Origin of the sequence: Sandarakinorhabdus sp., from assembly GCF_040398645.1 — a bacterium.
GTDB lineage: Bacteria > Pseudomonadota > Alphaproteobacteria > Sphingomonadales > Sphingomonadaceae > Sandarakinorhabdus.
The window spans coordinates 10,165-21,533 of record NZ_JBBATR010000016.1 but is presented as its reverse complement, the minus strand read 5'-3'; the positions used below and the strand labels follow the sequence as shown (position 1 = coordinate 21,533).

General features: G+C 63.6%; 11 protein-coding genes. 6 read left to right on the top strand and 5 right to left on the bottom strand.

The features are described 5' to 3' along the window. Positions 1–9: 9 nt before the first annotated feature. The 5 genes from ABWP50_RS05505 to ABWP50_RS05485 form a co-directional block, all read right to left on the bottom strand. A complete protein-coding gene (locus tag ABWP50_RS05505; RefSeq protein WP_353216990.1) occupies positions 10–621 on the bottom strand; it encodes a CDP-alcohol phosphatidyltransferase family protein in 612 nt (203 codons plus the stop codon). Between the two features lie 16 nt (positions 622–637). Continuing rightward, positions 638–1,924 carry a NupC/NupG family nucleoside CNT transporter gene (locus ABWP50_RS05500; RefSeq protein ID WP_353216989.1) on the bottom strand — a complete coding sequence of 429 codons (1,287 nt, stop codon included), beginning with the start codon at positions 1,922–1,924 and terminating at the stop codon, positions 638–640. Further along, complete coding sequence (locus tag ABWP50_RS05495) at positions 1,909–4,047, bottom strand: dihydrolipoyl dehydrogenase family protein (protein WP_353216988.1); 2,139 nt, start codon at positions 4,045–4,047, stop codon at positions 1,909–1,911. The genes ABWP50_RS05500 and ABWP50_RS05495 overlap by 16 nt, the downstream gene beginning before the upstream one ends. Before the next feature lie 91 nt (positions 4,048–4,138). Continuing rightward, positions 4,139–5,089, bottom strand: coding sequence for a formylglycine-generating enzyme family protein (locus ABWP50_RS05490; RefSeq protein WP_502950984.1), 951 nt, complete (start codon positions 5,087–5,089; stop codon positions 4,139–4,141). Between the two features lie 73 nt (positions 5,090–5,162). Next, on the bottom strand, positions 5,163–6,242 hold the full coding sequence (locus tag ABWP50_RS05485) for a tyrosine-protein phosphatase (RefSeq protein ID WP_353216987.1): 1,080 nt from the start codon (positions 6,240–6,242) through the stop codon (positions 5,163–5,165). A gap of 271 nt (positions 6,243–6,513) precedes the next feature. Between ABWP50_RS05485 and ABWP50_RS05480 the strand changes: the two genes are divergently transcribed. The 6 genes from ABWP50_RS05480 to ABWP50_RS05455 form a co-directional block, all read left to right on the top strand. Beyond that, complete coding sequence (locus ABWP50_RS05480; protein WP_353216986.1) at positions 6,514–7,095, top strand: TerD family protein; 582 nt, start codon at positions 6,514–6,516, stop codon at positions 7,093–7,095. A 21-nt stretch (positions 7,096–7,116) separates the two neighbouring features. Next, a complete protein-coding gene (locus tag ABWP50_RS05475) occupies positions 7,117–8,289 on the top strand; it encodes a TerD family protein (protein ID WP_353216985.1) in 1,173 nt (390 codons plus the stop codon). Positions 8,290–8,340: 51 nt separating this feature from the next. Next, positions 8,341–9,372 carry a DUF475 domain-containing protein gene (locus ABWP50_RS05470; RefSeq protein ID WP_353216984.1) on the top strand — a complete coding sequence of 344 codons (1,032 nt, stop codon included), beginning with the start codon at positions 8,341–8,343 and terminating at the stop codon, positions 9,370–9,372. 12 nt (positions 9,373–9,384) lie between these two features. Further along, entirely contained in the window at positions 9,385–9,963 is a 579-nt protein-coding gene (locus ABWP50_RS05465) for a TerD family protein (protein ID WP_353216983.1), read from the top strand. An 87-nt stretch (positions 9,964–10,050) separates the two neighbouring features. Further along, on the top strand, positions 10,051–10,629 hold the full coding sequence (locus ABWP50_RS05460) for a TerD family protein (protein WP_353216982.1): 579 nt from the start codon (positions 10,051–10,053) through the stop codon (positions 10,627–10,629). 8 nt (positions 10,630–10,637) lie between these two features. Beyond that, on the top strand, positions 10,638–11,369 hold a 732-nt coding region (locus ABWP50_RS05455), incomplete at its 3' end, for an ATP-grasp domain-containing protein (RefSeq protein WP_353216981.1).

The window sequence follows — 11,369 nt, the reverse complement described above, 5'->3', positions numbered from 1 at the left end:
CTGTCAGCGCTATGGCTGCACGCCGAACTGCTGCCGGGCCATGGCGGTGCGCTGGATGACGGTTAGGATGCACAGCCCGGCATAGATATAGGCGATCACGGCAAAATGCTGCGGCCACAGGCACATGGCGATAAAACACGCGATGGTTTCGGTGCCTTCGGCCAGCCCGGTGCTGTAAAAAAAGCTTTTGCGGCCGTGCGCGCTGGTTTCCACGCCGCGCTTGGCGGCCAGCACGGCGAAGGCCAGAAAGCTGATGCCGGTCAGTGTGAAGGCCGCCACCAGCAGCAGCGCTGGCAGCGTGTTGGCCGCCGCCGCCAGCCCGAACCCGACCGGAATTGCGGCGTAAAACAGAAAATCGGCAACGATATCGAGATAGCCGCCAAAATCACTGGGGCCGCGCGCCCGCGCCACCGCGCCGTCCAGCCCATCGAGCAAGCGATTGAGCAGGATCAGAGCCAGCCCGGCAAGATATTGCCCATTGGCTATCGCCGCGGCCGCCGCCAGCCCTGGCACCAAGCCGGCCAGCGTGACGCCATTGGCGGTGACGCCGGCCCGCGCCAGCGCCAGGCCCAGCCAATTGAGCGGCGGATCGATATAGGGGCGCAGGCGCGCATCGAACATGCGGTCAGGCCCGCCTTCAGACCGGGGTGACGAGGCCGATCATCGCCCCGCTCATCAACGTGGCCATGTTGCCGGCCAGCCAGCTTTTGAGGCCAAGCCCGGCAACTTCGGCGCGCCGCTCCGGCGCCAGCGTGGCGATGGTGGACACGATCAGGCCAACGCTGGCCAGATTGGCAAAGCCGCAAAGCGCATAGGTGACGATGAGCAGGCTGCGCGGGCTGAATGTCCCCGCCGGCAGCGCCGCCAGATCGAGATAGGCGACATATTCGTTCAATATCGCCTTGGTGCCCATCAGGCTGCCCGCCGCGTCGGCCTGCGCCCACGGCACGCCGATGGCCCACATCGCCGGCGCAAACACCAGGCCCAGCAGGCGGCGCAGGGTGAGCGGCCCGTCATCCAGAAGCGGCGGCAGCAGCGCCAGCAACTGATCGACCAGATTGACCAGCGCAAACGCCGTGATGATGATGGCAATCACCGCCAGCACCAGCTGCATCCCCTCCATGGCGCCGCGCACGATCGCATCCATGCTGCCATCATAAATCAGCACCGGGTCGGCGCTGCTTTTGCCGGCCCCGCCAGCTTCAATATCGGGCCATGGCACCATCAGCCGCGCCACCAGCAGCGCCGCCGGCAAGGTGAGCAGCGAGGCGACGATCATGTGGCCGGCGGCATCCGGCAGAGTCTTGCCCAGCGTGCTGGCATAAAGCACCAGGATCGCGCCCGATATCGTCGCCATGGTCATCACCATGATGGCAAACAGATCGCCGCGCCGCACGCCGCCCAGCCAGGCGCGCAGCACCAGCGGCGTTTCCACCACGCCCAGAAAAATCCCGGCCCCGCCCGCCAGCCCAACGACGCCATTCACCCCCAAGGTGCGCTGCAACGCCCACGACAGGCCATTCACCACCACCCGCAGCACCCCCCAGTGCCACAGCAGCGCCGAAAGCGCCGAAAACACGATGATCAATGGCAAAATCTGGAATGCAATCACCAGCGGCGGGCCTTCGGCGGGTTTCAGCACGAACGGGATCGCCGCGCCGCCCAGATAGCCGAACATGTAACTCGATCCGGCCAAGGTGGCGGTTTCAATCGCGCTCACCACATGATTCACCTGCGCCACCGCCGTCCAGATCAGCGGCACGCGGGTCGCAACCAGCGCGATGGCGACTTGCAGCAGCAGCGCGCCCGCCAGCCAGAACCAGCCCGGCCGCTGCCCGCGATTTTCCGAGAGCAGCCACGCCAGCAGCATCATGCCGGCGATGCCGATCAGGCCCTGGAATTGCGCCATCAACCGCGCCGCCAATCATGATAGCGGCCCACCCAGCGCAGCAACTGCTGCGGCGCGTGTTTCTTCTTCCAGACACCGGCGGCAAATTTGTTGGCTTCGGCCATCGTCGGGTAGCTGTGGATGGTGCCAAGGATCTTGTTGAGGCCCAGCCCGTGCTTCATGGCCAGCACATATTCCGCAAGCAATTCGCCGGCATGTTCGCCCACGATGGTGACGCCCAATATGCGATCCTTGCCGGGCACGGTCAGCAGCTTGACGAAGCCGCTGGTGGCGCTGTCAGCGATGGCGCGGTCTAGCTCGTGCAGCGGATAGATGGTCACTTCGTGCGGCACGCCGGCGGCTTTGGCATCAGCCTCATTGAGGCCGACGCGGGCGATTTCGGGATCGAGGAACGTCGTCCACGGGATGACGCGGTAATCGACCTTGAAGCGGCGCAGATCGCCAAACAGCGCGTTGACGCTGGCGTACCACGCCTGATGCGCGGCAACATGAGTGAATTGATACGGCCCAATCACATCGCCGGCGGCAAAGATATGCGGATATTGCGTCGCCAGATGGGCATCAACGGCCAGCGGCGCGCCGGGATCGATGCCGATCGCCTCCAGCCCATAGCCCTGCAGTCGGGGCTTGCGGCCCACCGCCACGATCAGGGCGTCGAAGGCGATGGTCACTTCGCCGGCATCGGCCTTCACCACCAGATTCTTGCCGGGATCAACGCGCAGCGCCTCATGCCCGGTCAGCAGCGTGACGCCGGACGCTGCCAGCGCCTGCGCCGCCAGCGCCGCAACATCCTCGTCCTCCCGCGGCAACACGCGCGCGCCGCGCTCCACCTGCGTGACCTCGGCGCCCAGCCGGGCCAGTGCCTGCGCCAGCTCGCAGCCAATCGGCCCGCCGCCCAGCACGACAATGCGGCGCGGCAGCGCGTCCAGTTCGGCAAAATGTTCCCACAGGGTTTCGCTGGTCAGGCCGTGCTCGGCCAATCCCGGCAAATCGGGCACCACCGGCGCTGCGCCGGCAGCCAGGATGATGGCGCGGGTGGTCAGCCGCCGGGTGCTGCCATCGTTGCCGACAATTTCAACGGTCCACGGATCGATGATGCGGGCATGGCCCTTGATCACATCGACGCCCAGGCCCGTGTAGCGCTCCACGCTGTCGTTGGGGGCAATCGCGGCGATGGCGGCCTGGATGCGGGCCATTACGGCGCGGAAGTCAAACTGCGGCGCGGCGGCGGTCAGGCCATAGGCATCGGCATGGCGCATCTGATGCGCGACGCGCGCCGATTTGATCAGCGCCTTGGACGGCACACAGCCATAATTCAGGCAATCGCCGCCCATTTCGCCCGATTCCACCAGCGTGACCTTGGCGCGCACGGTGGCGGCGATCAGTGCGGACACCAAACCCGCCGCGCCGGCACCAATGACCACCAGATTGCGATCAAATGCCAGCGGCCGGCGCCAGCCTGCCAGCAGGCGGCGGCGTTTGATGACAGCCATCAGCCAGCGGCCCAGCCACGGCAGCACACCCAGTGCCGCAAACGACGCCAGCAGGCCCGGCGAGGCCACCGCCGCCAGGCTGTCGATTTGCGCCAGCTGCGTGCCGGCATTCACGTAAACGATGGTGCCCAGCAGCATGCCGATCTGGCTGACGATGGCAAACAAGCCGGTGCGGATCGGCGTCAGGCCCATCAACAGATTGACCAGGAAAAACGGAAACACCGGCACTAAACGCAATGAAAACAGATAGAAAGCCCCGTCGCGCGCCACGCCTTCGTTGATCGGGCGCAACCGCTCCCCAAAGCGCGCCTGCACCACATCCCGCAGCAAATATCGCGCCGCCAGAAACGCGCATGTCGCCCCGATCGTGGAGGCAAATGACACGATCAGCGTGCCCAATGCCACGCCAAACAACGCGCCCGCCGCCAGCGTCATGATGGCAGCCCCGGGCAAGGACAATGCCGTAACCGCCACATAAGCCAGGAAAAAACCGCCCGCGACCTGCCAGGGATAAGCCTCGCGCAGCGCCGCAAACTCCGCCTGCCGACCTTTCAGGCCCGCCAGCGAGAGATATTGGCCCAGATCGAGCAGCACAAAGGCCGCGATACCCAGCACCAGCAGCGCGGCAATGGCCAGACGCTTCATGACTGAACAGCCGGCGGGTTCGGGATCATGGACATGGTATCACCTTGCCCATCCGCAGCCGCCGCGTCCATCACCGATGCATCTAGGGGCATCAGGCGCGCACCACGCAGCGAAACCCGATGTGGGTGGTGGCAGTATCGATCATTTCGGGATGGCGCGCCGCCGGGCGAAACCGCTGGCAATGATTGACCGCGCACAAATGTGACCCACCTTTCAACACCTTGCGGCCGATCTTGATCTTGGGCTGGGCGGGATCATAGCTGCCCCACAAGGTGCCGCCGCGCGGATTAGGGATGGTGCAGCACGCGCCAGGCTGGCGCTTGCGAGCCTTGGCTGGCCGGTCCTGCCACCAATCCTGCGTCCATTCCCAGACATTGCCGATCATGTCGTGCAGGCCGTGGCCATTGGCGGCAAAGCTGCGCACCGGCGACGTGCCGTGCCAGCCATCAGCCGCCTTGTTATCATGCGGAAATTCGCCCTGCCAATAATTGGCCAATAATGCCCCGCCGGGCGCCAGTTCATCGCCCCACGCAAAATCCTTGCCGTCCAGCCCCCCGCGCGCTGCAAACTCATGTTCGGCTTCGGTGGGCAGCGCCTTGCCGGCCCATTTCGCATAGGCGGCGGCGTCGCTCCACGCCACTTGCACCACCGGATGCTCCCACAAATCCTCGGTCAGATCGCTGCCCGCCCCGCGCGGGCGTCGCCAATTCGCGCCCGGCACAAATGCCCACCACCGATGATATTCACTGAGCAGCACCGGCCCGGCCGTGGGGGTGAACACCAAAGCGCCAGGCACGGCCAGTTCCGGTGCCATGCCCGGATAAGCCTTTGGATCGGGGGCAATTTCCGCCAGCGTGACATGGCCGGTGGCAGCCACGAACCGCGCGAAATCACGGTTGGTCACCGGGGTTTCATCGATCCAGAAATCATTCACCCGCACTTGCCGCACCGGCGCTTCCTCGGGGTACCAGCCGGCCGATCCCATGGCGAAGCTGCCGCCGGTGATGCGGTGCATGCCGGCGGTTAGGCCGGTTTTGGTCATCGGGGCAGCAACTGCGGCATGACCGATGCTATCCGCCCGGCCGCGCCCTATTTCAAGCCGTCTTGGGCCATACTCAACGTTGCAGATACAGGTTTTGCAAACGCGCACGCTCTGCAGGGCCCAGGCCCATTTCAGCTGCGAAATAGCGATCAAGGCCGCCGCGCGCCTCGATTTCGGCCAGCGCTGCATAGATATAGCTGCGGTCCACCCCCAGGAACGCCTGTGCGACACCGGGCGGCAACCGCGCAAACATCGCCATCGTCGGATCCGCCGCGGCACCCGGTTTTGGCGCGGCCGGACGATAATAGCGATTGGACAGCAGGAAATCGCCAATCGCGGCCTCCTTGTCGACGCCCAGCGCCAGCAGGATCAGCACGGCGGCCATGCCGGTGCGGTCCTTGCCGGCCGAGCAATTGAACGCCAGCGGCGCGGCGCCCGCCAGCAGTTCGGCAAACATTGCCTTGTATTGGCCAGCAAATTGAAACGGCAGCTCACGGTAAAAGCCGGCCATGGCGCCGCGCGCCTGCTCAGGGGTTACTTGGGTGCCGCCAGCAAACACCGCCATCATCGGCCGCATATCCAGTTCGTAATCGCGCACCAGCAGCTTGGGCGCGCTCGCCGCTGGCCAGTTCACCACATCGCGGGTCCGCTCCCCGGTGGCGCGAAAATCGCACACGGTGCGGATACCAAGCCGCGCCAGCGTGGTGAAATCGGCCGGCGTAAGGCCGGACATCACGGCCGAGCGGTACAATTGCCCCCACCGCACCGGCCGCCCACCCGCGCCGCGATAGCCGCCAAGATCACGGAAATTGCTGCCGCCTTCCAGTGGCAGCAAGCGCTCGGCCACCCGCACATCATTGCCCAGCACATCGCGCAGCAGATAATATGGGCGGTCGCCGGCCGGCACGGTCACCGCGAGGCTGTTACCGGTTTTCACGGTGCCGACCGGCGAACCGCTACGCAGCGGCGCGTCCGCGCTGGGCAGCCGATACACGCGCACCGGGGCCAGCAGGCCTTCCCAGCGCAAATTGATCTTGCCGTTGTCGCGCTCGGCAGCCGCAGTGATATCGGCCGCCACCGCCAGCTTGGCCTGCGCTGGTGACGCAGCAACAAGCAGGCTGGCTGCAAACACGGAGATCATGAAAGGGCGCATGCAGGTCGGCCTCTGGGACATGGTTGCGAAAAAGGATCAGTCCGGCCTACCGAGGCGGCCTTGCAGAATATTGAATATTTCATGACGATTTTGGGAAGGATTTTTGAATATCACGTGATCATCATTGGGTTTTCAACGTGGCGACATGTTTGCCGATGTGGAGCCGGCACCTGCAGGGTCGGCCAGGCTGCGTTGCGCCGCATGGCTTGTATCTGTAGAAGCTGCCGGCACACGATGCGGTTGCAGAAATTCAGCAGTGAAAGGACAGACGATGGTTTCGCTCTCCAAGGGTCAAGGCATCAGCCTGTCAAAAGCCGCGCCGGGCCTGTCGGTGGTCGCCATGGGCCTGGGCTGGGACGTTGCCAAGCGCGGCGGCCTGCTCGGCAGCATGTTTGGCGGCGGCGGCGGCAGCATCGATCTGGATGCCTCGTGTCTTATGTTCGATGCAGCCGGCGGCTTGATCGACACGATCTGGTTTCGTCAGTTGCAAAGCAAGGACGGCAGTGTGCTGCACAGCGGTGACAATCGCACCGGCGACGGCGACGGCGATGATGAAGTGATCAACGTGCGGCTGGGCAGCGTGCCGGCTGCCGTGCAAACACTGATGTTCACCGTGAACAGCTTCACTGGCCAGGATTTCAGCAAGATTGCCAACGCCACCTGCCGCGCCGTGGACACCGCCACCGGCAAGGAACTGGCCCGCGTCAACCTGTCGGAAACCGGCAAGCACACCGCGCTGGTGATGGCCAAACTGGTGCGCAAAGATGGCGGCTGGGATTTCGTGGCAGTCGGCACGCCCGGCTACGGCGCGACCTTCAAGGATTTGATGCCGATCATCACCGCCGCGCTTTGATCCCGACAATCAGGTGAAATCATGACCCAGCTTGCGCAAGGCGGCAACGCGCCGCTGCCGGCCACCACGGTGAAACTGGCCTTTGATTGGCCCACCACGCGCGGCGGCATCGACGCCACGGCCTATCTGCTGACCGCGGCCGGCAAGGTGCGCGGCGACAGCGACATGGTGTTTTTCAACCAGACCAGCCACCCCAGCGGCGGCGCTGCCATTACCGCCGCTGCACCGGGCCAAGCGGTGTTTCAGATCGACACCAGCCGCCTGCCCGCTGAAATCGACAAGATCGTGTTCTGCCTGACCGTTGAAACCGCCGGCCGCACCATGGCCGATTTCGCCGGCGCCGCCATGGCCGCGACCTGCGGCGCCGACAGCATCAGCTTTGCGCCGGCACTCGACGGCGCCAGCGAGGCAGCGCTGATCTTTGCCGAAGTCTATCGGCGCGGCGATGCCTGGAAAATTCGCGGCGTGGCGCAAGGCTTCAATGGCGGGCTGGAACCGCTGGCCCGCTCGTTCGGGCTGGATGTGTCCGGCAACGCCGCACCTGCGCCCGCACCGCCGCCGCCGCCCCCATCACCGCCACCCGCCGCCGCTGCACCGGTCAGTCTTGCCAAGATCACGCTCGACAAGGCCAAACCCACTGTCAGCCTCGAAAAGCGCGGATCCAGCTTTGGCTCGATCTCCGTCAATCTGAACTGGACAACCGCAGGCGGCACCGGCCTGTTTGGCAAAGCCAAGCCGCTTGATCTCGATCTTGGCTGCCTGTTTGAGCTGGCCGATGGCCGCAAGGGCGCCGTGCAGGCGCTGGGCGGCATGTTCGGATCGCTCGACCAGGTGCCCTATATCGCGCTGGATCAGGATGACCGCACCGGCGCCCTGTCCAGCGGTGAAACCATGCACATCAATGGCCGCAACTGGGCGCAAATCCGCCGCATCGCGCTGTTCGCCTTCATCTACGAAGGCGCGAAGGACTGGCGGCAAACCAATGGCCTGGTCACCATCACCATGCCCGATCAGCCGCCGATCGAATTCATCATGAGCGACGGGCCAAGCGGCCGCGGATTTTGCGGGCTGGCGTTGATTGAAAATATTGGCGGCACCATGAAATTCACGCGATTGATGGAATATTTCGTCAGCCACCGCGAATATGATGAACAATTGGGCTTTGGCATGCGTTGGAAATCCGGATCAAAATAGCCGATTTCCCCTGCACCCCGCCCCGCAAGCGACCTTCCTGAAAGACAGTTGATGCTCAAACATTTTACCGGCTCCTTCATCTTTACCATCGTCGCGCTGATTGCCGGCGCGGCTTATGGTTATGCCAGCGGCGGCACCGTCCAGGCGGCGCTTGCGGCGCTGTGGATCTGCGTGGTGCTGGGCATCCTCGAAGTGTCGCTGTCGTTCGACAATGCCGTCGTGAACGCCACCACCCTGAAGGATATGGATGCAGTCTGGCAGCAGCGGTTCCTGACCTGGGGCATCCTGATCGCCGTGTTCGGCATGCGCGTCATCTTCCCGATCCTGATCGTGGCGGTGGCCGGCAATCTCGGCCCGATCGAAGCGGTGCAATTGTCGTTTGGCCAGCCGGCCGAATATGCCCGCATCGTATCCGAAGCGCACCACAGCATCATGGGCTTTGGCGGCGCATTCCTGTTTCTGGTCGGCCTGAAATTCTTCATGGACGCTGAAAAGGAACATCATTGGTTCCCGTGGATTGAAACCAAGCTGGTGAAATTCGCCAATCTTGAAGCGCTGGAAATCTTCATCGTGCTGCTGCTGGCCTATGGCATTTCGCGGCTGCTGCCGATGGCGGAGGGCTATACCTTCTTCATTGCCGCGGTGTTCGGCGTGTTCACCTTCTTTGCCGTCGATTGGCTTGGCCATTTGCTGGGCGCTTCCGACGATGCGACGGGCGCCGTTCAGCGCAGCGGGCTGGGCGCGTTTCTTTATCTCGAAGTGCTCGATGCGTCCTTCTCCTTCGATGGCGTGATCGGGGCGTTTGCCCTGTCCAACAATCTGATCATCATCGCGCTGGGCCTCGGCATTGGCGCCATGTTCGTCCGCTCGATGACCGTGGCGCTGGTGCGGCAGGGCACGCTGGCGCAGTTCATGTTTCTGGAACATGGTGCCTTCTGGGCCATCCTCGCGCTCGCCGGCATCATGTTTGCTTCGGTATTGGTTGAAATCCCCGAAACCGTCACCGGCCTTGTTGGCGCGACGTTGATCGGCCTGTCACTCTGGTCATCGATCCGCCACCAGCGCGCCAACCCCAGCATCTAGGAAAGGAACAACATGGCGATCAGTCTCAGCAAAGGCGGCAACATCAGCCTGTCCAAGGAAGCCCCCGGGCTGGCCCGCATCCTGATCGGGCTGGGCTGGGACGTGCGCGCCACCGATGGCCAGGCCTTTGATCTTGATGCCTCCGCCTTCCTGCTCACCGAAGCCGGCAAGGTGCGCGGCGATCATGATTTCATCTTCTACAACCAGCTGAAAAGCGTCGAAGGCTCAGTGGAGCATACCGGCGACAACACGACCGGCCAGGGCGACGGCGATGATGAAGCCATCAAGGTGGACCTGACCAAACTGCCAGCCGAACTGCACAAGATCAGCGTGGCGGTGACCATCCACGATGGGGCATTACGCAAACAGAATTTCGGTTCGGTGTCGGGCGCGTTCATCCGCGTCGTCAACCTCGACAACAATATCGAAATCACCCGCTTCGATCTGACCGAAGATGCTTCCACCGAAACCGCGATGATTTTCGGCGAAGTCTACCGCCATGGCAGCGACTGGAAATTTCGCGCCGTGGCGCAGGGCTTTGCCGGCGGCCTTGGCCCGCTGGCGGCTTCGTTGGGTGTCAGTATCGGGTAAATGCACTTCCGGCGCAGTTGAACTGCTGCGCTGGCATTCCATATTCTCAAAATCGCTCCACCCCCACTCAGAACAAGGAAATTTTACATGGCAGTTTCACTTAGCAAGGGCGGCAATGTCTCGCTGTCCAAGGAAGCCCCCGGTCTCAACCAGGTCACCGTTGGCCTCGGCTGGGACCCGCGCGTCACCGATGGCGCCGGTTTTGATCTTGATGCCTCGGTGTTCATGGTCGGCGCCGACGGCAAGGTCGTGGACGACAAATCCTTCATTTTCTACGGCAACAAGGCCTCAGCTGACGGCAGCGTCACGCACCTTGGCGACAATCTGACCGGCGCCGGCGACGGTGATGATGAACAGATCAAGGTCATCCTCAACAGCGTGCCGGCGGCCGTGCAGAAGCTGGTGTTTGCCGTGACCATCCACGAAGCTGAGCAGAAAAAGCAGAATTTCGGCCAGGTCGGCAAGGCGTTCATCCGTGTTGCCAACGACACTGACGGCAAGGAACTGGCCCGCTTCGATCTGTCCGAAGATGCCTCCACCGAAACCGCGATGATCTTTGGCGAAGTCTACCGCAATGGCGCGGAATGGAAATTGAAGGCAATCGGCTCCGGCTTTGCGGGCGGCCTCAAGTCGCTGGCCCTGTCGCACGGCGTCAACGTCGGTTGATAGGCGACGTGCCAGACGCGCAGCCGCAGTCTGATCCCGCTTCGGGGCGGCTGCGCGTCTGGTACAATGCCGGCTATTCGGAAACCGGCAACGCCATCGCGCTGGTCAATCAGTCCGGCCGGTTCACCACCATCGCCAGCCACAGCCGGGGCAGCAGCCCGATGCTGGTGGCGGCCGACCACGCCCAACTCGAGCCCAGCTTTGATCGCAGCACGCCGGCCGGCGCGGCGGCCTATACCGATTGGTGCCTGGATTTCGCAGCAGCAAACCGCATCGATCTGTTTGTGGTGCAACGCGGCCGCAGCGCCATTGCCCGCCGGCTGGATGAATTTGCAGCCATAGGCACCAAGGCGCTGGTCACTGCCGATGCCGACACACTGGAAAAGATTGAAAACAAGGCGCAATTCTACACGATCTGTGCGGCAGCCGGCCTGCCGACGCCGCTGGCGATCAGCGTGCACGATGCCGCCAGCTTTGATGCTGCGCTGGATGTCGTCACGGGCGCCGGCCATGCCGCCTGCATCAAGCCGCCGCGCGGTGTGTTTGGATCAGGCTATTTCAAGCTGGACGATGAACGCCCGGCCTTTGACCGGCTGATGAGCATCGATGACCGTGTGTTGCCCGCCTGGATGGTGCGTGCCGCCATTGCCGATAGCGGCAGCATCCCGGATCTGCTGGTCATGCAATATCTGCCCGGCACGGAATGGAGCGTGGATTGCCTGTGCGACCATGGCCGCATC